General features: G+C 71.7%; 17 protein-coding genes. 3 read left to right on the top strand and 14 right to left on the bottom strand.

Annotated features, from left to right (window positions below; genetic code table 11):
- Positions 1–23: 23 nt before the first annotated feature.
- Positions 24–875 (bottom strand): ABC transporter ATP-binding protein, encoded by an 852-nt coding sequence (locus ACFWBB_RS29075; protein WP_385278228.1) that lies wholly within the window; start codon positions 873–875, stop codon positions 24–26.
- Positions 868–1,785, bottom strand: a complete 918-nt coding sequence (locus ACFWBB_RS29080; protein WP_385278230.1) for an ABC transporter permease — start codon at positions 1,783–1,785, stop codon at positions 868–870. Before ACFWBB_RS29080 ends, ACFWBB_RS29075 begins: the two co-directional genes overlap by 8 nt.
- Positions 1,786–1,954: 169 nt before the next feature.
- On the opposite strand from ACFWBB_RS29080, the gene ACFWBB_RS29085 reads away from it, so the two are divergent.
- Both ACFWBB_RS29085 and ACFWBB_RS29090 read left to right on the top strand, forming a co-directional pair.
- On the top strand, positions 1,955–2,602 hold the full coding sequence (locus tag ACFWBB_RS29085; protein ID WP_385278232.1) for a TetR/AcrR family transcriptional regulator: 648 nt from the start codon (positions 1,955–1,957) through the stop codon (positions 2,600–2,602).
- A gap of 43 nt (positions 2,603–2,645) precedes the next feature.
- Entirely contained in the window at positions 2,646–3,290 is a 645-nt protein-coding gene (locus ACFWBB_RS29090) for a LuxR C-terminal-related transcriptional regulator (RefSeq protein WP_385278234.1), read from the top strand.
- A gap of 31 nt (positions 3,291–3,321) precedes the next feature.
- Here ACFWBB_RS29090 and ACFWBB_RS29095 read toward each other — a convergent pair whose 3' ends face one another.
- From ACFWBB_RS29095 to ACFWBB_RS29105, 3 genes are read right to left on the bottom strand one after another with little or no spacing between them, the layout of a single operon-like run.
- On the bottom strand, positions 3,322–4,254 hold the full coding sequence (locus ACFWBB_RS29095; protein WP_385278236.1) for an ADP-ribosylglycohydrolase family protein: 933 nt from the start codon (positions 4,252–4,254) through the stop codon (positions 3,322–3,324).
- A 53-nt stretch (positions 4,255–4,307) separates the two neighbouring features.
- The gene (locus ACFWBB_RS29100; protein WP_385278238.1) at positions 4,308–5,627 is read right to left on the bottom strand and encodes a glycosyltransferase family 87 protein; all 1,320 of its coding nucleotides are present in this window, start codon (positions 5,625–5,627) and stop codon (positions 4,308–4,310) included.
- Positions 5,628–5,677: 50 nt separating this feature from the next.
- Positions 5,678–6,175 (bottom strand): MarR family winged helix-turn-helix transcriptional regulator, encoded by a 498-nt coding sequence (locus tag ACFWBB_RS29105; protein ID WP_385278240.1) that lies wholly within the window; start codon positions 6,173–6,175, stop codon positions 5,678–5,680.
- Positions 6,176–6,317: 142 nt separating this feature from the next.
- On the opposite strand from ACFWBB_RS29105, the gene ACFWBB_RS29110 reads away from it, so the two are divergent.
- On the top strand, positions 6,318–6,731 hold the full coding sequence (locus ACFWBB_RS29110) for an organic hydroperoxide resistance protein (protein WP_020132372.1): 414 nt from the start codon (positions 6,318–6,320) through the stop codon (positions 6,729–6,731).
- Positions 6,732–6,812: 81 nt separating this feature from the next.
- Here the strand turns inward: ACFWBB_RS29110 and ACFWBB_RS29115 are convergent, their stop codons facing one another.
- The 9 genes from ACFWBB_RS29115 to ACFWBB_RS29155 form a co-directional block, all read right to left on the bottom strand.
- A complete protein-coding gene (locus ACFWBB_RS29115) occupies positions 6,813–8,372 on the bottom strand; it encodes a hypothetical protein (protein WP_385278243.1) in 1,560 nt (519 codons plus the stop codon).
- Complete coding sequence (locus ACFWBB_RS29120) at positions 8,369–8,632, bottom strand: hypothetical protein (protein ID WP_385278245.1); 264 nt, start codon at positions 8,630–8,632, stop codon at positions 8,369–8,371. The genes ACFWBB_RS29115 and ACFWBB_RS29120 overlap by 4 nt, the downstream gene beginning before the upstream one ends.
- On the bottom strand, positions 8,629–9,906 hold the full coding sequence (locus ACFWBB_RS29125) for a hypothetical protein (protein WP_385278304.1): 1,278 nt from the start codon (positions 9,904–9,906) through the stop codon (positions 8,629–8,631). The genes ACFWBB_RS29120 and ACFWBB_RS29125 overlap by 4 nt, the downstream gene beginning before the upstream one ends.
- Before the next feature lie 8 nt (positions 9,907–9,914).
- Positions 9,915–12,146, bottom strand: a complete 2,232-nt coding sequence (locus ACFWBB_RS29130) for a CDP-glycerol glycerophosphotransferase family protein (protein ID WP_385278247.1) — start codon at positions 12,144–12,146, stop codon at positions 9,915–9,917.
- 8 nt (positions 12,147–12,154) lie between these two features.
- The gene (locus ACFWBB_RS29135) at positions 12,155–14,359 is read right to left on the bottom strand and encodes a CDP-glycerol glycerophosphotransferase family protein (protein ID WP_385278249.1); all 2,205 of its coding nucleotides are present in this window, start codon (positions 14,357–14,359) and stop codon (positions 12,155–12,157) included.
- A gap of 180 nt (positions 14,360–14,539) precedes the next feature.
- Complete coding sequence (locus ACFWBB_RS29140; protein WP_385278251.1) at positions 14,540–16,813, bottom strand: CDP-glycerol glycerophosphotransferase family protein; 2,274 nt, start codon at positions 16,811–16,813, stop codon at positions 14,540–14,542.
- Between the two features lie 152 nt (positions 16,814–16,965).
- The gene (locus ACFWBB_RS29145; RefSeq protein WP_385278306.1) at positions 16,966–17,793 is read right to left on the bottom strand and encodes a carbohydrate ABC transporter permease; all 828 of its coding nucleotides are present in this window, start codon (positions 17,791–17,793) and stop codon (positions 16,966–16,968) included.
- A 20-nt stretch (positions 17,794–17,813) separates the two neighbouring features.
- The gene (locus tag ACFWBB_RS29150; RefSeq protein WP_385278253.1) at positions 17,814–19,094 is read right to left on the bottom strand and encodes a carbohydrate ABC transporter permease; all 1,281 of its coding nucleotides are present in this window, start codon (positions 19,092–19,094) and stop codon (positions 17,814–17,816) included.
- Positions 19,095–19,164: 70 nt separating this feature from the next.
- Positions 19,165–20,547 carry an ABC transporter substrate-binding protein gene (locus ACFWBB_RS29155; protein ID WP_385278255.1) on the bottom strand — a complete coding sequence of 461 codons (1,383 nt, stop codon included), beginning with the start codon at positions 20,545–20,547 and terminating at the stop codon, positions 19,165–19,167.
- Between the last annotated feature and the right edge of the window lie 595 nt (positions 20,548–21,142).

A 21,142-nucleotide genomic window follows, 5' to 3' on the forward strand; every position in this document is an offset into this window, starting at 1 on the left:
GCCCCCGTCTGTCTGTCGTTCCGTCAGGAGGCGGGCTTCGGCTTGGGCTTCTTCTTGTCGCCGGTGAACGCCTCGTACGCCTCCAGGACCTCTTCCGTCAGGCCGTCCATGCGCAGTTCACCGCGTTCCAGCCACAGCACCCGGTCGCAGGTGTCGCGGATCGCGGCGTTGCTGTGGCTGACCAGGAAGACCGTGCCGGCGTGCGCCCGCATCTCCTGGATGCGTTCGGCCGAACGCGCCTGGAACCGCGCGTCGCCGGTCGACAGCGCCTCGTCGATGAGCAGCACGTCGTGGTCCTTGGCGGCGGCGATGGAGAAGCGCAGCCGGGAGCCCATGCCGGAGGAGTAGGTGCGCATCGGCAGGGAGATGAAGTCGCCCTTCTCGTTGATGCCCGAGAAGTCGACGATCTCCTGGTAGCGCTCCTTGATCTGCTCGCGCGTCATGCCCATGGCGAGGCCGCCGAGGTAGACGTTGCGTTCGCCGGTCAGGTCGCCCATCAGCGCCGCGTTGACGCCGAGGAGGGAGGGCTGCCCGTCGGTGTAGATCTTGCCGTTCTCCACCGGCTGGAGGCCCGCGATCCCCTTGAGCAGGGTCGACTTGCCGGAGCCGTTGGTGCCGATCAGGCCGATCGCCTCGCCCTTGTACGCGACGAAGCTGACGTTCTTGACGGCGTGCACCGTGCGCATGCCGGCGGCCTTCTGGGCCTGCTTGGGGCGCAGGATGCGGTTGAGGGCCGCCGTCGCGCTGCCCCGGCCGCTGCCGGTGCCGTTGATCCGGTAGACGATGTCGACGCCGTCCGCGATGACGGTGGGGGCCCGCTCGTCGAAGGGCTCGGTGGGTGTGGTGGGCGCGGTGCGCGTTGCGTTGTCAGCCACGGCCGTACGTCTCCTCAGCCTTCCAGAAGTAGATGAAGCCGCCGACGCCGGCGACCAGCGCCCAGCCGGTCGCGACCAGCCACACGTGGGGCGGCAGCTGGCTCGCGTGGAAGCTGTCGATCAGCGCGAAGCGCATCAGGTCGATGTAGACGGCGGCGGGGTTGGCCCGCAGCACGTCGGCGACCCAGGGCGGCATGCCGTGGTGCTTGTCGATCAGGTTGTCGATGCTCCACATCACACCCGAGATGTACATCCAGGTGCGCAGGATGAACGGCATCAGCTGGGAGATGTCCGGCGTGTTCGCGCCGAGCCGGGCCAGGATCATCGAGACGCCCGCGTTGAACACGAACTGGAGCGCCAGGGCCGGAATGACCAGGACCCAGGACAGCGCCGGCGGCACGCCCACGGCGAACAGGATGATCAGCAGGGCGGCCATCGAGAACAGCAGCTGCTGGAGCTGCTGGAGGCAGAACGAGATCGGCAGCGCGGCCCGGGGGAAGTGCAGAGCCCGCACCAGGCCGATGCTGCCGCCGATGGCCCGGGTGCCCGCCATGATCGAGCTCTGGGTGAACGTCCAGACGAACACGCCGGTGACCAGGAACGGGATGAAGTCCGCCACGCCCTTCTTCGTCTCCAGCAGGACGCCGAAGATGAAGTAGTACACCGCCGCGTTCAGCAGCGGGGTCATCACCTGCCAGACCTGGCCCAGCTTCGCCTGGCTGTACTGGGCGGTGAGTTTGGCCGTGGCGAACGCGGTGATGAAGTGGCGGCGTGCCCAGAGCTGGCGGATGTACTCGGGCAGGGACGGGCGGGCACCGCTGACCGTGAGGCCGTGACGGGCGGCCAGGGCCGCGAGGTCGCCGTGGGGGGCGGCCTGTGTCGTGGGCGGTGTGTGGAGAACCTGACTCACATCCGCTGCTTTCACTCGGGGGAAGGGTGCTGGCGGCGTTTCCGCGGCTGCCCGACGTTTTTCTTACGCTTTTCTTTACTTTTTCTTACGTCGGGACGGGACCGTATCGTCGCAACGTGAGAGTAGGCCGATCTGACGTCGGAACGCAACCGTTTCGTCGTAACGCCCTATGCTGGTCCGCATGACGACGAACGCGACGAACGCCGATGGACCCCAGGTGCGACCGCGCCGCCGGGCCCCCGCGGGCGCGGCCGTGCTGCGCGAGGATGTGACGGAAGCCATCCGGGGCGCCGTGTTCGAGGAGCTCGCGACCGTCGGCTACGCGCGGATGTCCATCGAGGGCATCGCCCGCCGCGCCGGTGTGGGCAAGACCGCCGTCTACCGGCGCTGGCGTTCCAAGCTGCACCTCGTCCTCGACATAGTCTCGGTGATCGCCGTGCAGGGGCTGCCGGCCCCGGAGACGGGCAGCCTGGAGGGCGACCTGCGCATGCTCTACGAGGTGACGTCCCGGGCCCTGCGACACCCGGTGGCGTCGCAGATCATCCCCGATCTCCAGGCCGAGGCGGCCCGCAATCCCGAGATCGCCGACGCGTTGCAGAAGGCGCTGAAAGAGGGTCAGGAGGAGGTCGCCCTGAAGATCGTGGCGGCGGCGGCGCGGCGCGGCGAGATCCGCGAAGGGCTGAACGAGGAACTGGCGCTCGATCTGATCTCGGGTCCGCTTTACTGGCGTTCGGTGGTGATCCGCAGCCCGAAGCTGCCCAAGGGCTATCTGGGCGCGCTGGCCCGGGCGACCACCGAGGCGATCAAGGCGCTGTAGGCAGCCGGAGGCCTGCGGGCGCTGTGACGGGAGTCGAGCTGGCATGAGAGTCGTGATGGCCGAGGACAACGCCCTGCTCAGGGAGGGCCTGGTCCTGCTGCTGACATCGGCCGGGCACGAGGTGGTGGCCGTCGCCGGCTCCGGCCCCGAGGTCCTTCCGGCGCTCCTGAAGCACCGGCCGGACGTGGCCGTGCTCGACGTGCGGATGCCGCCGGACTTCCGTGACGAGGGGCTGCGGGCCGCCCTGGATGCCCGCGAGAAGATCCCCGGCCTGCCGGTGCTGGTGCTCTCCCAGTACGTCGAGGAGTCCTACGCCGCCGAACTGCTGGGCGGGGGTGCGAGCGGGGTCGGCTATCTGCTGAAGGACCGGGTGGGCCGGGTGGACGAGTTCCTCGACGCGCTGGAGCGGGTCGCGTCCGGCGGTACGGCCCTCGACCCCGAGGTCGTGACCGAACTGCTGACCCGCCGCCGCGACTCGCCGCTGGACTCGCTGACGCCGCGCGAGCGCGAGGTGCTGAAGCTCATGGCCGAGGGCCGCGACAACACGACCATCGCCCACACCCTCGTCATCACCGAACGGTCCGTCAGCAAGCACATCGGCAACGTGTTCCTGAAGCTGAGCCTGCCCGTGAGCGACAGCGGACACCGGCGGGTACTGGCCGTGCTGGCGTACCTGAACAACGTCTGACCCAACGCCTGCCCCGGGCCGGCCGCCGCGCTCAGGCCGTCGCCGACCGGAGTGCCAGGCCGGTGAGTCCTGGCAGCCGCAGCACCCGGTCGCCCCAGCCCGGCAGCGGTACGTGCAGCGCGGCCGTCCACCGCCGCGGGATGCCACCGATGCCGTACACGGCCCCGGCGAGGCCGCCCGTCACCGCCGCGACGGTGTCCGTGTCGCCGCCGAGGTCGACGGCGGCGCGGACGGCGTCCTCGAAGCGGGACGTGGTGCGCAGCGCCCAGACGGCGGAGCCGAGGCACGGCCAGACGGCGCCGTTGAACTCGGTGGCCAGGTCCGGATGCCAGTCCGGGGCGAGGACGGCTCCGTAGCGCTCGCGATGGCCGGGGTGGACCTCGGCGAGGGTCTCCGGGAGCGCGGCCAGCGGGTCGGCGCCGGTGAGGGCGATCCGTACCAGCTCATGGAAGACGGCCGTGCCCTCCCAGGCCGCGCGGTCCCCGTGGGTGAGGGCGGCGAGGCGGCGGGCCGCGTCCATGGTGGCGGTACGGCCGCGGGACGCGAAGTACACCGCGGAGGTCGTGGCCCGCATCAACGCCCCGTTGCCCGCCGCTCGTTGGCTGGTCTGATAATGCAGGGCGGCGGCGAGGTCCCAGGGGTCGCCGCTGCTGAGGACCGCCTCGGTCTGCAGGCCGATGTCCTTGGGACCGGCGGCGGCCCAGCGTCGGAACCGCAGGAAGACGTCCGCCGGTTCCAGCCCGCCGTGCTCCAGCAGGGACTCCCCGACCAGGACGGCCATCTGCGTGTCGTCGGTCGCCTCGCCCGGGTCCCAGCCGCCGCCCCCGCACATCTCGCCACCCTGTCCGGCTGCCGGGAACCGCTCGCTGAAGGCGCCCTCCGGTCCGAACTCGAAGGGAGCGCCCAGCGCGTCCCCCACGGCGGAGCCGACGACACAGCCGACCGCGCGGTCGTCGGCAGACACGGGATCGGCAGACGGGGACTCGGCAGACACGGGATCGGCAGACACGGGATCGGTCATCCGGGCAGCCTACGAGACCGCCCGCCGGCGCCTCGGGCGTCTACCGGTGAAGCGGGTGTCCGGCTCCTGGGCAGGGTCTGCGCGCGGTCCTTCGCGCCGGGCACGGCACGGACCGTGCCGGAGCGCCACAGGCGGGTGAAGGACAGGGCGGCGGCCGTGGTCAGCAGGCCGTTGCGTACGAGCATGAGCGTCGTGCCGGTCCAGGTGCGGTCGATGACCTCCGGGTAGTGCAGGGGGAAGATCACCGAGCTGACCGCGGTCGCCGCCAGGACCAGCGCCGCGACCGGGCGCTGGGTGGTGTCCCGTGAGGTCAGGCAGACGCCGGCCAGCCCCAGCAGCCAGACCATGTACTGCGGGCTGATCACCCGGCTGGTGACGGTGAACAGCAGTACGGCGCTCAGCGCGGCGTCGTACGGCGTCGCCTCCGTCCAGCGGCGGGCCCGGAACCGCCACAGCAGCAGGAGGCCGAAGGCCGCCGCGGTGAGGGCCAGGGAGAGGTGGGCGACGGCCGGGACGTAGGGGCCGGTGAACTCCATCGCGCCGTACCGGTACCGGACCCCGCCCGGCCAGCCGGCGTGCGAGGCGACGGAGAGCACCGTGCCGCCCAGGGACTCGATCTGTACGCCTCGGCCGCCCTGCTGGAGCAGGAAGGCCAGGGGATCACGGAACGCCAGCGCGAGGAGAGCCAGCGCCGAGGCTCCCGTCACCGCCGTCGACGTCCACACCGACCTGGTGTCCCGTCCCCTCTCCACCCCGAGCAGGACCAGCGCCGGCCACACCTTCACCAGCGCCCCCAGCGCCACGAACGCCCCGCACACGCGCGTGGACCGCGACAGCGCCAGTAGGGAGACGACGGCCAGGGCCGTGACCTGCACGTCGTAGCGGGCGAACGGAAGGCGCAGCAGCAGGGGCAGCCCGCCCACCCACAGCGCGGCGCCGTACAGACTGCGACCGGGGCGCCCGCCCGCGCGGACCAGGGTCACCGCGATCACCGCGTCCGCGGCGACCGTCAGGGCGACGAACGCCTGGAGGTACGACCACCAGGGCAGCGCCCCCGGCGCCAGCAGCACCGGGCCGGCCCCCGGCGGGTACTGCCAGAGCGGGTCGTGCGCGGGGAAGGCGCCGCTCGCCAGGGTGCCGTACCAGTGGTGGTAGCCGTGCCACACCTCGCGCGCGACACGGCCGCCGAGCACCGGCAGCGAGTCGTGGGCGAGCAGCCACAGCATCACGGCACGGGTGGTGAGCCAGGTGAGAGCGAGGACGAGGACAGGGGCGGAGGCTGGGAGGGGGAGTGCGAGGAGACGGCGGCGTTTCATCACTCGCGGATCGTAAGGCGGGTCAAGTCCGGCTTGACGGAGTAAAACGCCTATGCGTGCTCCGGCTCCTCCTCCAGGGTCGCCGTGTCGAGCGCCAGGGTGAGCCGGTCGAGGTGTTCGCGCAGTTCGCGGATCTCGTGCAGGTCGAATCCGGTCGCCGACGAGATCCGGCGCGGCACCCGCAGCGCCTGCCGGCGCAGGGCGACGCCCTCCTCGGTGAGCCGGATCTCCACCGAGCGCTCGTCGCGAGAGCTGCGCTCCCTGCGTACCAGGCCGGCCGACTCCAGCCGCTTGAGCAGCGGGGAGAGGGTGCCGGAGTCGAGGCGGAGATGTTCGCCGAGCTTCTTGACGGGCAGCTCGCCGTGCTCCCACAGGACGAGTAGCACCAGGTACTGGGGGTAGGTCAGTCCGAGTTCCTTGAGGATCACGCGGTAGACGCCGTTGAAGGCGCGCGAGGCGGCGTGCAGGGAGAAGCAGATCTGGCGGTCCAGGCGGAGCCAGTCCTCCTCGGCGTTCTCCTGTGCTGGGGATGCGGGCGTCGGGGTCATGCCTCCAGGGTAGCTCTTGCGAGCCATTTAGTTGTGTGCAACTGAGTTGTGTGCTCTACTTATCCCCGTGAGGCGGTCCGGACGCGAACAGCGCGAGGGCCGGCCACCCCCCAAAACGACTTCCGAGAGGGATGGTTCATCCATGGACGCGCTCTACACCGCAGTCGCCACCGCCACCCACGGCCGTGACGGTCGCGCCGTCTCCTCCGACGGCAGGATCGACCTCCAGCTGGCCCCGCCGGTGGAGCTGGGCGGCAACGGTCAGGGCACCAACCCGGAGCAGCTGTTCGCCGCCGGTTACGCGGCCTGTTTCGGCAGCGCCCTCGGTCTCGTCGGCCGCCAGGCGAAGGTCGACGTCACCGACGCCGCCGTGACCGCCGAGGTCGGCATAGGCAAGCAGGGCGAGGGCTTCGGCCTGAAGGTGACGCTGCGCGTCGAGCTGCCCGAGGGCCTGGACGAGGCGACCGGCCGCAAGCTGGTCGAGACCGCCCACCAGGTCTGCCCCTACTCCAACGCCACCCGCGGCAACATCGAGGTCGACCTCGTCATCGAGTAGTCCTGGTGGTCCTGCGATCCGGTAGCCCCAGTGGATCCCGGTGGTCCCGGGCGGCTCTGGTCCCGGGCCGCGCCCAGCGGTTCAGCGGCCCGTGACCCGCGCCAGCACCTCCCCCGTCCGCCGGCTCCACGCCACCACCACGGCCTCCTCGGGCACCGGGTGCCGGCGCGTCAGGAGCAGCCAGCGGATGCGGTAGCGGTGGGCGATCCCCATGCGCTCGGCGCGGGTCGACCCGGGGGAGAGGTAGGCGCGGACGTCGTCGAGCCGCCGGAGCCGCTCCCGCTCGTCCAGGGCCGCGTCCGGCCAGGCCGGGGCGGCCAGGTTCGGCCCGTACCCGGCGATCGCGTGGACCGCGTAGTACCCGTCGGTGACCACCACCTCGCCGGGCCCGATGTGCCGCGCGGCCCAGTCGTACGCGGGCCAGCGCGGCGGCGCTTCGAAGCCGACCGGGTCCAGCGCACGCGGCACGACCGCCCCCGCCTGGACGGTGAGGAAACCGAGACAGGCCGCGCCCGCCGCGACCGCGCCCAGTACGCGCCGCCCCGTCCGCCAGGGCCGGGGCGCCGCCAGTTCCACGGCCAGTGCGAACTGGAGCGGGACCAGGGTGAGCCCGAGGATCCGCCCGTAGGTGTAGTGGCCGCTGACGAAGCCGTACGCCACCACCAGGCACTCCAGGGTGAACATCAGCACCAGTGGGTCACGCGCCGAGCGGCGGCGCCGTGCCCACAACGCCGGCACTCCCACCAGTGCCAGCCAGAAGTGCCCGGCCGGCCCGTCGTACAGCCGCTGGTGCATCGCGTCCACGCTGCCGTTCCCGGCCAGCGCGAACACGTCGAAGTACGGCCAGAACGCGGCCGTCGGCAAGGCCGCGGCCACCGCCACCGCCCAGCGGGCGGTCACCGCGGACCGCCACCCCCGCTGCCACCCCACGACGAAGGCCGCTCCCCCGGTCACCGCCGCGATCGACGTGATCGGATGCACCAGCACGATCACCCCGTACAGCACGCCCAGTGCCACGTACCCGGTGAAGCCGCGCAGTCCGCTGGGCCCCACGTACCGCACCCGGCGCGCGTCACGCGTGCGTGTACCCGTCAGGGCCCACGCCCAGAAGGTGAGCCCGATGGCGAAGGTGGACGGATAGCCGAGGTTGCCGGTCATCGACATCAGGCCGAGGTAGCCGCTCCACCAGGCCCGCTCGGTGCCCCACAGCAGCGTCATCGCCGCCAGCCCGAGCACCGGCGCCCACGGTCTCGGTGTCAGCACGCGGGTGAAGCGGCAGATGCCGGTCAGCAGCACCACCAGGTTCACCGGACCGGCGACCCGCAGCACCTCCCAGCCCGTCAGCCCGGTCACCCGGGCGAAGACGCCCTCCGCGACCGCGTACGGCGAGTAGTACGGGCTGCCCGCACCCGGCAGGTCGGCCATCGGGTGCCGGGGGTGCAGCAGACTGCCCTTCAGGCGTTCGACGACCGCCGCGTGCTGGCCGGCGTCGCAGCACTGCGGCACCCGCCAGTACGCCAGCGACATCACCAGCCAGAACAGCAGACCGAAGACCTGGAACGGGGTCGGCCGCCACACCCGCCCGCCGCGCAGCGCCGTCGCACCGCGCGCGGGCCGCCGGGTCAGAACACCGGCGCTCAACGGATCGAACCGAACCGGGCCACACCGAACCGGATCGAACCAAACCAGATCGAACCAAACCCGATCGAACCAAGCCGGACCGCACCGAAACGGACCGCACCGAAGCGGGTCGCAGCGGACAGGGTCACGTCGAAGGGGGTCGCACCGAACCGGACCGCACCGAAGGGGATCGCGCCGAGGGGGAATTGGTAAGCAAACTGGGCAAAGAGGGGCATTCGCCCTATCTTCCCGCCCCGGTCAACGGTCTTGCCGAAAGTCACCTCATCGAGTGAGCCCGATCGGCGCCTTCCTGGATCGGCAGGGCCACCCGCCCCCGCAGCACGGGTTCGAGCAGCAGCGGCACCCCCAGCACCGGCAGCAGCCACGCCAGCACGATCAGCCGGTCGCCCCAGATGGTGATGTCCGGGTGTCCGGCCTGGGTGAGGACCCCGGTGCAGGCGGCGCCGAGCACGAAGACGCCGAACGCCCGCCGCCGCCCCCGCGCCACACCCAGGGCCCCGGCCGCCAGCGCGGCCAGGAACAGCGGCTCCCACAGCTGCCGGCGCAGCCACTCCACCCAGAAGTTCACCTGGAGGGTCCGGAACTCCGTCCACGCGTGCGTGCGGTCGGGCCGGTCGAAGTGGCGGGTCAGCAGATCCTGGAGACTCTCCGTCTCGGACGGATAGTGCAGCAGCCTCGCCAGGACCAACGTGCCCAGCACCCCGCAACAGCCGGCGACGGCCACCACGGCCACCCCCCGTCCCGGCGGCCGCCCGCGCCGCCGGCGCCGTACGGCGATCAGCGCGCCCGCACCCGCCAGACACAGCCCGAGGAACAGCGCCTGCGAGTGCTTGACGGTGAACAGGGCTGCCAGCGAACCGCGGACCAGCCAGGCCGCCGCCCGCACCGCACCGTCCAGGGACAGCGCGCACCCCCACAGCGCCGCCAGCGTCAGCGCCAGCATCAGGCCCTCGGTCATCGGGCGCATGGCGGTCGTACCGCACGGCAGCACGTAGTACAGGGCCTGCCCGGTCGCGCAGACGGAGGTCGGCGCGCGCAGGGTGCGCAGGATGAGAAACACCAGGACCCCGCCCGCCGCCGCCACCGCGACACCCGCCAGCCACACACCCCAGGTGACACCGAACAGGGTGATGAACGGCAGCAGGAACACCGGGTAGCCAGGGCGCACCTCGAAGATCCGCATGAAGCGCTCCGGCATGAACGGCACGGTGTGACCGCCGGTCTGCCCCGCCCTCAGCCGCGCGTCCACGGTGCGCCACTCCCGCCTCCGGCACTCGGCGGCGACCCGGCGGCCGGGGTCGGGAGCGTCGAAGCGCAGCACGTCCACGCTCTGCCGGCGGGCCGCGGTCGAGGCCTCACCCGCGCAGGCGTAGTCGATGGTCGCGGCGGCCGCCTCGCGTTTGCTCTCCCCGCGCAGACTCAGCGCGTACGACAGGTAGTTCTTGCTGTCCGGGGTGTCCCGGCCGGTCACGTTCGCGAGCTGGAACAGCGCGAACACGGCGGCCAGGAGCAGCACCCAGGTGCGCGGCCGCAGGGGTCCCTTCACTTCGACGCGAGCAGATCGCGGGCGCCGGCCGGGCCGGGCACCTTCGGCAGGGCGGCCCTCTCGGGGAACTCCTCGCCCAGCAGCAGCCGCCGTACGACCCGCTCGGCGGCGCGCCCGTCGTCGTAGGCGCAGAACCGCTCCCGGAAGCCCGCCCGCAACCGCGCCGACTCCTCGTCACGCCAGCCGCCGGAGGCCAGCAGCCAGGCCAGTTCCCGGTAGGTGCGCGAGACATGGCCCGGCGCGTCGGCGGTGATGTCGAAGTAGGCACCCCGGCTCGCCGTGTACGCGGGCCAGTCGTCGGCGTGGACGACGATCGGCCGGTCCAGGTTGGCGTAGTCGAACATCAGGGCCGAGTAGTCGGTGACCAGCACGTCGGAGGCGAGCATGACGTCCTCGACGCGCGGCTCGTCCGTCGCGTCCACCAGCACCCCGCGCCGGTGCAGGTCTGCCAGGCCGAGCCCGCGCGCCGGACCGGTCGCCAGCGACGGGTGCAGCCGTACGACGAGGGTGTGGCCCGCGCCGAGGTCGGCGGCGAACCGGGCCAGGTCGAGCCGGTCGGCGTGTCCGCCGCGCACGTAGTCGCGGCGGGTCGGCGCGTACAGCACGACCGTGTGACCGGCCGGGATCCCGAGCCGCGCGCGGACCGCGGGACCCGCCCCGGCATCACCGTGCGTACCGGCTTTCACCAGCACGTCGTTGCGCGGGCTCCCGCTGCGCACCGACGTGAAGTGGCACGGGTACGCCCGCTCCCACACCAGTTCCGAGTGCGGGTTGGCGACCAGGCTGTAGTCCCAGCGGTCGGCGCGGCGCAGCATCTGCGGTACGTCCACGCCGTGCCGGGCGCCGGGCCGCCGGAGCAGGTCGGCCGCCATGTACTTCAGCGGGGTGCCCTGGTGGGTGTGGATGTGGACGCTGCCCGGCCGCTTGACCAGGGTGCCGGGCCAGTTCACGTTGTTGACGAAGAACCCGGCCCGCGCGCTGACGCGCCGGTAGGCGGGGGAGTCGAGCAGCACGTGTTCCACGCCCTCCGGGAGCCGCGCGGCCGTCTCCTCGTCGCGCACCACCCACACCCCGCGCAGCCGCGGTGCGATCTCCCGCGCCTTCTCGTAGACGGCTCCCGGATCGCCGAGCACCCCCCGGTGCGAGAACGCCGAGTACAGGACGAGGTCCGGGTCCAGGGGGCGGCGCCGGTGCAGAGCGTCCGGCCCCCGGCGTACCGGGCCGCCCGCCGCCCTGCGCACCTGCGAGCCGCGCCGGGCGAGCTCCCGGCCCGCCTGCCCCGCCTTCCGTTTGATCCGGTAGGCGGCGTAACCGCCCTCCAGGACCCGCAGTTCGGCGGGCACCGGCTCACCGGCAGGCTTGTGGCGGGCGAACAGCTCGGCCGTACGGCGGAAGAACTCGCCCTTGTCCGGCGGCGGCAGCCGGTCCGGCTTGGCGAGGATGTCGAGACAGTGTTCGCCCATCTTGCGGTGCAGGTACGGCCGCCAGCTCGCGAGAGCGGGGCGGGAGCCGACGAAGGCGAAGACCCGCTCGTACTGGTCGTGGACGTCGAAGTGCTTGCGGCTGGTGGTGGACAGGATGTTGCCCTGCCGGCGCTGGCGGTAGTCGAGGCAGATCCGGTCCAGCGTGGCGATCCGCTCCGCGCTGAGCATGACCGGGAACGTCCAGGGCGTGTCCTCGTAGTAGCCGGGCGGGAAGGTGAAGCCGTTCCCCTCGACGAAGTCGCGGCGGTAGGCCTTGTTCCACACGACCATCAACAGGTCGAGGATCTCCGGGCGTTCGACGGCCGTGAAGGTGCCGTCGGCCGCCTCCGCGAGGACGTGCGCGAGGGCGTTCCTGCGGGTGCCGCCCCACCAGTAGGTGCGCGCGTAGTCGAAGACCAGTACGTCCGGGTCGCCGGCCTCGTCGAGCCGGTCGGCCATCGCACCCAGCGCGCCCGGAGTGAGGGTGTCGTCGCTGTCGAGGAAGAACAGGTATTCGCCGCCCGCGAGCGGCATACCGGCGTTGCGGGCACGGCCGAGGCCGGCGTTCTCCGGCAGGTGCAGGACCCGGACGCGGTCGTCGCGGGCCGCGTACTCGTCGAGGATCGCGCCGCAGCCGTCGGGTGAGCGGTCGTCGACGGCGATGACCTCGATGTCCCGGTACGACTGCTCCAGGACCGAGTCGAGGCACTCGCGCAGGAAGCCCTGCACCTTGAAACACGGGACGATGATGCTGAAGCGGGGCACTGCGGGGGTCAGCTCCTTACGAGGGGGGAGGCGGCGGGGGCCGGGACGCGCCCGGCGAGCGGCCGCACGGGCGCGATCGACTCCGGGGGCTCGCCGAGCAGCACCCGGCGCACCACCCGCTCGGCGGCCAGGCCGTCGTCGAACTGGCAGAAACGGGACCGGAACGCGGCCCGGAGCGCGGCGGCCCCGGAGTCCGCGCAGGAGCCGTCGCGGAACACCCGCGCCAGTTCCTGCGGCGTGCGGACGACCCGTCCGGGCGGGGCCGCCATCAGGTCGAAGTAGACGCCCCGGGTCTCCCGGTAGACGTCCCAGTCGTCGGCGTACACGACGATCGGACGGTCCAGGTTGGCGTAGTCGAACATGATCGACGAGTAGTCGGTGACCAGCGCGTCGGCGGCCAGACAGACCTCCTCGGAGGAGCGGTGCCCGGTGACGTCGATGATCCGGCCGGAGTTCCGCGCGCCGCCCCGGTCGTAGAAGTAGTGCGCCCGCAGCAGCACGACCACGTCCTCGCCGGCCGCCTCGCAGAAGGCCTCCAGATCCAGTCCCGGCTCGAAACCGGTGTGGTAGTCGCGGTGGGTGGGCGCGTACAGGACGGCCGTGCTGCCCTCCGGCACGCCCAGCTCCCGCCGGACCCTGGCCACGTCGGCCGCGGTCGCCGTGCAGAAGACGTCGTTGCGCGGATAGCCGTACTCCAGCTGCTCGTACGAGCCCGGAAAGGCGCGCTCCCACATCTGGGTGGAGTGGGTGTTGGAGGAGAGGTTGTAGTCCCAGCGGTCCACGCGGCCCAGCAGCCTGGTGAAGGAGCCGGTCGCGGCGGCGACGACCGGGTACGTCGACTGGTCGACGCCCATCTTCTTGAGCGGGGTGCCGTGCTGCGTCTGCACATGCACGCTGCCCTCGCGCTTGACGACGCCCTCCGCGAAGTTGGCGTTGTTGACCAGGTACTTGGCGCGGGCCAGGACCTGCCAGTAGCGGCGGCTGCCGATGACGGCGTGGTCGACTCCCGCCGGCATCGCATGCGCCTGGTCCGGTTCGACGAGGAACACCGAGCGGATGTGCGGGGCGAGTTCGGCGGCCTTGGCGTGGATCGCGGCCGGACTGCACGCGTAGCCGCGCCCCCAGTAGGCGCAGTACACCGCCAGGTTCGGGTCGATACGGCGGCGCAGCTGACGCCGGTAGAACAGGCGGGTCCGCAGACCCTGGGGGCGGGGGACCCGGTGGACGGCGCCGGAGGCCTTCCGGTTGGCGCCGCCCAGCACGCGGAACGCCGTGTACGCCCCGGTCGCCAGCAGCCGGTGCTGCACCCCCAGGCTGCCGCCGGGTCCGCGGAATCCGGCCGGGCGGTGGCGCCGGTACAGCCGGCCCGCGCGGCGGAAGAAGGCCCGGCGCCGGCCTCCGGTCAGGCGGGCCGGATGCGCGGCGGTCTTCAGGACGGCCGCGAAGAGCTGCTCGAAGAGCGGACCCGACCGGTCCCCGGACAGCCCCCGTTCGGCCGCCCGGGTGAGTACCTCGTCGGCCCGGTCCAGCAGCTCCGGGTGGTGGTCGCCGGGCAGGTTCAGCCGGTTGCCCTGCCGCCGCAGCAGATGCCGTACGACGACCGAGCGCAGCACCGCGACCCGCTCCGCGTGCACGGTGACCAGGCCACCGAAGCCGACGTCGGTGAAGTGCCCGTCGGGGAAGGCCAGCCGGTGCTCGGTGACGAAAGCGCGCCGGTAGGCCGTGCCCCAGACGGGCAGCTGCACGCCGGTGAGGTGCGGGGCCTCGGCGGGGAGGAAGGCGCCCTTCGGTGCCCTCGCCAGCAGCGGGGCGACCGGGTTGGCAGGCTCACCGTCCCACCAGGGGATGCGCTCGTGCTCGGCGTAGAGGACGTCGACGTCGCCAGTCTCGGAGAGCCTGGCGTCCAGGGCCGCCAGGGCGCCCGGGGCGAGGAGGTCGTCGCCGTCGAGGAACAGCAGATACGTGCCGCTCGCCGCCCGCGTCCCGGTGTTGCGCGCCCCGCTCAGCCCGGCGGACGGCGGCGAGTGGACCGGGGCCACCCGGGAGTCCCGTCGCGCGTACCCGGCTGCGAGGGCCGCGGCCGGGGCGTCGGGCGCGTCGCTGACCGGGATCAGTTCGAAGTCACCGAAGGACTGGGCGAGGACCGAGTCCAGCGCCAGGGACAGCCGGCCCGCGACCCCATGGGACGGGACGATGATGCTGAAGCGGGGCATTCTGCTCTTTCTCTGTCGGTCTGCTGATCAGCTGACCTGCTGATCCGGCGGTCCACTGATCCGTGGCGGGTTCCTCAGGCGGTACGGCCGGGGCGTCCGGTCGGCCGCCAGGTGGACGGCCGGGTCGGGGTGGGCCGCGACGAGCCGGCGGGCATGGCGACTCCCGAGGGCGAGCGGCGCTCAGCGCCGGTCGGTGACGGGCTGGACCGGGCCGGCGGGCGGTGGCACATGGGCGAGCGCCGGGCGCCCCGCGGGCATCGCCGTCGCGGCGGCGGACGGCACGGGGTGGCGCTCGGCGAGCGGCACGACCGCGGGCAGCCGCGTCTCGCCCAGCACGACCCGCCGTACGACGCGCTCGGCGGCGCGTCCGTCGTCGTGCGGGCAGAACCGCTCACGGAACGCGGTCCGCAGCTGGGCCGCGCGGGAGCCGCGCCAGTGGCCGGTCGCGAAGATGTCGATCAGCTCGTCCTCGCTGCGCGCGACCGCGCCCGGCGGACAGGCGCGCAGGTCGAAGTAGGTGCCCCGGGCCGCCTCGTAGGCCTCCCAGTCGTCGGCGTGGATCACGATCGGACGGTCCAGCCCCGCGTAGTCGAACATGAGCGACGAGTAGTCCGTGAGCAGGGCGTCCGAGGCCAGGCAGAGGGACTCCACGCTCGGGTGGCCGGTGACGTCGATGACACCGGGCACCCGCCGGGCGAGTGGCGCCTCCTGCCAGTAGTGGGCGCGGGCCAGGATCACGAAGCGGGGCCCCAGCCGGCGCAGGACGTGCTCCAGGGCGAGGGGGGAGTGCTGGACGCGGCGGTAGTCGCGGTGCGTGGGCGCGTAGAGGACGGCGATCGCGTCGGGTGGGATGCCGAGGGACTCGCGCAGCCGGGCCACGTCCGCCGACGTCGCCCGCTGGAAGACGTCGTTGCGGGGATAGCCGTACTCGAGGGTCTCGTAGCTCCCCGGGTAGACCCGCTCCCAGGTGAGGGTGGTGTGGCGGTTGGCCGACAGCACGTAGTCCCACTTGTCGACGCCCCTCAGGAGCTCGGCGAAGTCCATGTCGCGGGCGGCCGCCGGGCGCTCCTGGAGGTCGAGGCCCATGTGCTTGAGAGGGGTGCCGTGCTGGGTCTGGACGAAGATCTGGCCGGGGCGCTTGACCAGCCGCCGGTCGAAGTTGACGTTGTTCACCAGGTACTTGGAGCGGGCCAGTGCCGTCCAGTAGGCGGCCGTCCCGGGGCGCACCTGGCGGGGGCCGGGCGGTACGGCCGACAGGTGCTCGGGGCGGGCGATCCACGCCGTGCGCACCTGGGGCGCGAAGGTACGGAACGCGGCCTCCAGCGCACCCGGGTTGCAGCTGTGCCCGCGGCCCCAGTAGGCGGCGAACACGGCCCGGTCGGCCCGCAGCGGCAGCCGCAGCTGGATGCGGTAGTGGGCCTGGAGGACGGCCGCCCGCAGGGCGCGGGTGAGCTTGGAGACGGCCTTGAGGGTGCGCCGGCGCACGGTCATGGACACCTGGAGCGCCCGGTAGGTGCGGTGCACGCCGAAGTGGACCAGGGTGTGGCGCAGCCGGGAGCGCAGCGGGACCGAGGCGCCCGGGGTGCGGTAACGGCGGTAGTGGGCGCGGGCCCTGCGCAGGAACTCGGCCCGCGAGCCGCGCGGGAGCCGGTCGCGCTTGGTGAAGACCGTCGAGAGGTGGTCGACCATGCGACGGAACAACACCGGTCGCCACTGCGCGAGTTCGGGCCGCTGCTCGACGAATGCGAAGACCCGGTCGTACTGCTCGAAGACATCGAAGTGCCCCCGGCTCGTGGTGGACAGGATGTTGCCCCGGCGGCGCTGCCGGTAGTGCACACAGACCCGGTCCAGCGTCGCGAGCGTCTTCGCCGTCATCAGCGCCGGGTAGGTCCACGGCGTGTCCTCGTAGTAGCCGGGCGGGAACGTCAGGCCCGCGCTCTCGACGAACTCCCGCCGGTAGGCCTTGTTCCAGGCCACCATCAGTACCCTGAGCAGCCCCGGACGGTCCTGGAGCCGGAAGGGCGCCGGGCCCTCCTCGGTGAGCAGTTCCGCGAACTTGTTGCGAACGGTCTCGCCCGACCAGTACGTGCTCGCGTAGTCGTAGACCAGGACGTCCGGCTCGCCCGTCTCCTTCACCCGGTCGGCGATCGCGCGCAGCGCGTCCGGCGTGAGCGTGTCGTCGGAGTCCAGGAACAGCAGGTAGTCGCCGGTCGCCCGCTCCAGACCGGCGTTGCGGGCCCGCCCCAGGCCGCCGTTCTCCGGCAGGTGCACGGCACGCACGCGCGCGTCGCGGGCCGCGAACTCGTCGATGATCTCGCCACAGGCGTCCGGCGAACGGTCGTCGACGACGATCAGTTCGAGGTCGGTGAACGACTGGGACAGCACCGATTCGAGGCACTCGTGCAGGTACGCCTGAACCTTGTACGCGGGGACGATGACACTGAACCTGGGCAAGGGACATCCATGGGTCGGCGCGGGCGGTAGACAGGGCCTTGCCCGGGAACGGCCGATGGAGTGAATTGGTTACGGTTCGGTACGGCATTCGGGGGACGGCGGGTGAACGGGAAGGGGCGGGCCGATGACCCGGCCCGCCCCTGTTTTCAGGGCTACTTGACCGCGCCCGCCATCACGCCGGACACGAACTGCCGCTGGAACGCGAAGAACACGGCCAGCGGGATCACCATCGAGATGAACGCGCCGGGCGCGAGCACGTCGATGTTGTTGCCGAACTGCCGTACCTGCGTCTGGAGCGCGACCGTGATCGGTTGGCTGTCGGCGTTGGTGAACACCAGCGCGACCAGCATGTCGTTCCACACCCACAGGAACTGGAAGATGCCCAGGGACGCGATCGCGGGCCCGCCCAGCGGCATCACGACCCGTGCGAACAGCCGCAGTTCACCGGCTCCGTCGAGGCGGGCCGCCTCCAGCAGTTCGCGCGGGATCTCCGCGAAGAAGTTCCGCAGCAGGAACACCGCGAAGGGCAGTCCGAACCCGACATGGAACAGGATCACGCCCGCGATGTTCCCGAACAGGCCGATCTTGCCGAACAGTTCGGCGATCGGGATGAGCGCCACCTGCACCGGCACCACCAGCAGTCCCACCACGCCCAGGAACCACCAGTCCCGGCCCGGGAACTCCATCCACGCGAACGCGTAGCCCGCGAGCGAGCCGATGACGACGACCAGGACCGTCGCCGGCACGGTGATCAGGATCGTGTTGACGAGGGAGCTGGTGATGTCACCGTTCTCCAGCAGCTTCTGGTAGCTGTCGAAGGTGAGTCGGGAGGGCTCGCTGAACACCTTCCACCAGCCGTTCGCGCTCATGTCCTCGGGGGAGCGGAGGGAGGAGATGAGCAGCCCGATCGTCGGCACCAGCCAGAACAGGCCGACGACGATCAGGAAGGCGCGCACCAGGCCGCCGTTGAGCTTGTCCATGAGCCGAGCGAGCCGTCCGGTCACCGCCGTACCTCCCGCCTGAGCCGACGTACGTTGAACCACATCACCGGGACCACCAGCAGCAGCAGGAACACCGCGATGGCGCTGGCGATGCCCGGCTGGTCCTCGGAGAAGCCCTTGCGGTACAGCTCCAGGGCGAGCACGTTCGCGTCGTCCTGCGAGGAGCCCGGGGCGATGATGAAGACCAGGTCGAAGACCTTCAGCACGTTGATCATCAGGGTGACGGCGACGACCGCGAGGACCGGGGCGAGCAGCGGGACGGTCACCCGGCGGAACACCTGCCACTCGCTGGCGCCGTCCACCCGGGCCGCTTCGAGCAGCTCCCGCGGGATGCCCGCGAGACCGGCCGCGATCAGCACCATCGCGAAGCCCGCCCACATCCAGATGTACGAGCCGATGATCGCCGGCGTGACCAGCGACGGGCCCAGCCAGTCCAGGCCGTTGTACGCCTCCTTGAAGTTGCTCGCGGGCAGCCGGAGCAGGGCGCCGTCGGCCTCGGCCGGAAGCGTGAAGGTGCCGTCGCCGGCCGCCTTCGTCGACGCCACCACCTTGCCGTCCTTCACCGCCTCGATCCGCATCCCGGCGTAGCCCAGTTCGGACGGGTCGGGCGCGCCGAGCGTGCCGACACCCTTGCCGCGCGTGAAGTCCTGCCAGGTGGTCCCGGTGACCGCGCCCTGTTCGGGCCGCGCCTGTACGGCCTTCCCCGCGCCGCCGGGCATCTGGTCGGGGGCGACGCCGACCAGGGGAAGACCCACCGGTTCGCCGGTGTGGACGGGGGCCTTGGTGATGAAGCCGCCGTTCTCCGCTCTGAGCGGCGAGTCGCGGCCCGGGTGGGCCTTCGGGAACGCCGACGACTCGGCGAACGTGTCGTGGACGCCCACCCACACCGCGTTGGCGACGCCCTTGTCCGGGTCCTGGTCGTAGACCAGCCGGAAGATGATGCCGGCGGCGAGCATCGAGATCGCCATCGGCATGAAGACGACCAGCTTGAAGGCGGTGCCCCAGCGCACCCGTTCGGTCAGTACCGCGAAGATCAGACCGAGCGCGGTCGCGACCGTCGGAGCGAACACCACCCAGATCACGTTGTTCTTCAGGGCGGTGCGGATGCCGTCGTCCGTGAAGAGGGCCTTGTAGTTGTCGACGCCGGCGAAGCCGTCGCCGGACTGGTCGTAGAAACTGCGCACGACCGAGTACCCGATCGGGTAGACCACGAGTGCGCCGAGCAGCACCAGGGCGGGCAGCAGGAACAGCGCGGCCACGGTCCTTCGGGTGCCGGTCACACTCTTGCGTCGGCGAGGAGGGGCGGGGGCCCGAGGAGCCCCCGCCGCCGCGGGCGTTGCCATCTCCGCGTCAGTTCCCGTACGCCGCTGCCGCGTCCGACTCCAGTTTCGCCTGGATGCCGGCCACGTCCGTGGGGTTCTTCAGGAAGTCCTGGAGGTCCTTCCACTCGCCCTTGCCGGGTGTGCCGCCGAAGGCCTGCGGGGCCTGGTCGGACATGTCGAAGCGGAAGTCGTCGCCCGCCGCGACCAGCGCCTTGGCGATCGTCCGCTGGACCTCGTTCGGATACGCGGAGACGTCGACGTTCTTGTTCGGCGAGAGGTAGCCGCCGAGCTTGGCCTGGATCTCCGCCGCGTCCGGCGACGCCAGGAAGGTCGCCAGCGCCTGCGCGCCCTTGGAGTCCTTCAGGATGACGGCCGCGTCGCCGCCGGAGACCACCGGCGCGGTGTCACCGGCCTGCGGGAACGGGAAGACCTTGGCGTCCGTGCCGACCTTCGACTTGGTGTCCGCGATGTTGACCTGCACGAAGTCGCCCTCGTAGACCATGGCCGCCTTCGGCTGGTCGCCGCCGGTGAAGGTCTGGGTCACCGAGGCCGGGAACTCGGTCTGCAGCGCGCCGCTCGCGCCGCCCGCGACCCAGTCCTTCTTGCCCCAGATCTGGGCGAGGGTGGTCAGGGCCTCCTTCACGGAGGGGTCCGTCCACTTGATCTTGTGCTGGGCCAGCTGGTCGTACTTCTCCGGGCCCGCCTGGGAGAGATAGACGTTCTCGAACCAGTCGGTGAGCGTCCAGCCGTCGGCGCCGCCGATCGAGAACGGGGTGACACCGGAGTCGTACACCGTCTGAGCGGTCGTCAGCAGGTCCTTCCACGTCTTGGGTTCGCTCGCGCCCGCGTTCTCGAAGACCTTGGCGTTGTACCAGATCAGCGACTTGTTCGCGGCCTTGTAGTAGACGCCGTACTGCTTGCCGTCCGCCTTGCCGATGTCCTGCCAGCCCTGCGAGTAGTTCTTGGCGAGCTCTGCCTGGGCCTCGGCGCCCAGCGGTTTGGCCCAGCCCTTGTCGGCCGCCTGTTTGATGGCGCCGGGCTGCGGCAGCATGGCCACGTCCGGCGGTGAGCCGCCCGCGATCTTCGAACCGAGGAAGTTGATGATCGGGTCCTGCGCGGGCACGAAGGTGATCTTCGCGCCGGTGCGTTTCTCGAACTCGGCGAGGACCTTCTTGAAGTTCGCCTGCTCGGTGCCGGTCCATACGGCGGCCACCTCGAGCGTGGTGCCGTCGAGCTTGGGGAGGTTGAGGGTGCTGCCGGATTCCTTGGTTCCGGTGCTGCTGTCGCTACCGCCGCTCTTGTCGTCGTCGCCGCCGCACGCCGTCAGCGAGAGCGCGAGGGCTCCCGCCAGGAAGGTGGCGGCCGCTTTCACGGTCCTGCGTGTCCGGATGGTGTTGCTCGTGCTGCGCATCACTGCCCCGTTCTTCGTCCTCGTCGACTCGTGAACGTTCGGGCGCTGTCCCGTGAGCACTGGTCTACGCCGGGTGCTGTGGCTCGGCAAGGGCGCCTGGGCCGTCAAGCGGGGGATCGTGACCGCGTCGTGATCGCAACGCGTGTGTTTCCCGATGCGGACCGCTGCACGCTTGCCGATGCGGCACGTCCCCGACGCCGTGGCCTCCGGCCGTCATCTCCGGGCGCCTGCTCCGGGCGTCACCTCCGGGCGCCTGCCCCGGCGCTTGCCCCGGGCTCGCGCCTGGACCGCCCGCCTGCCCCGGCCCCTCGCACCGGGACCGCCCGCGATCGGCCTCGGGTCTGCGTGGGAGGCCTCGAGCCTGGTCGGGCCGCCTTGGAGCGGCGGCCATGGGCCCGCTCGGATCGGCCTCGGCCGGCCTCAGAGCGGCCACGGGCCTGACTCCAACCGGTCTCGACCGGCCTCGAACCTGCTTGAGACCAGCTTCGATGCTGCCTCGAATCGGCTACGTGCCTGCTTGAGGCCGGCTTCGAGGCCGCCTCGGAACGGCCTCTGACCGGCCACGGGTCTGTTTGGGATCGGCCCTGGTCCGGCC

Source organism: Streptomyces sp. NPDC060000, from assembly GCF_042737375.1.
GTDB lineage: Bacteria > Actinomycetota > Actinomycetes > Streptomycetales > Streptomycetaceae > Streptomyces.

Excerpts from the sequence above, each read along its gene's own strand:
- ACFWBB_RS29105 (WP_385278240.1), bottom strand. The coding sequence starts at position 6,175 with ATGACCCCGACGCCCGCATCCCCAGCACAGGAGAACGCCGAGGAGGAC.
- ACFWBB_RS29110 (WP_020132372.1), top strand. The coding sequence starts at position 6,318 with ATGGACGCGCTCTACACCGCAGTCGCCACCGCCACCCACGGCCGTGAC.
- ACFWBB_RS29155 (WP_385278255.1), bottom strand. The coding sequence starts at position 20,547 with ATGCGCAGCACGAGCAACACCATCCGGACACGCAGGACCGTGAAAGCG.
- ACFWBB_RS29085 (WP_385278232.1), top strand. The coding sequence starts at position 1,955 with ATGCTGGTCCGCATGACGACGAACGCGACGAACGCCGATGGACCCCAG.
- ACFWBB_RS29100 (WP_385278238.1), bottom strand. The coding sequence starts at position 5,627 with ATGAAACGCCGCCGTCTCCTCGCACTCCCCCTCCCAGCCTCCGCCCCT.
- ACFWBB_RS29090 (WP_385278234.1), top strand. The coding sequence starts at position 2,646 with ATGAGAGTCGTGATGGCCGAGGACAACGCCCTGCTCAGGGAGGGCCTG.
- ACFWBB_RS29145 (WP_385278306.1), bottom strand. The coding sequence starts at position 17,793 with ATGGACAAGCTCAACGGCGGCCTGGTGCGCGCCTTCCTGATCGTCGTC.
- ACFWBB_RS29135 (WP_385278249.1), bottom strand. The coding sequence starts at position 14,359 with ATGCCCCGCTTCAGCATCATCGTCCCGTCCCATGGGGTCGCGGGCCGG.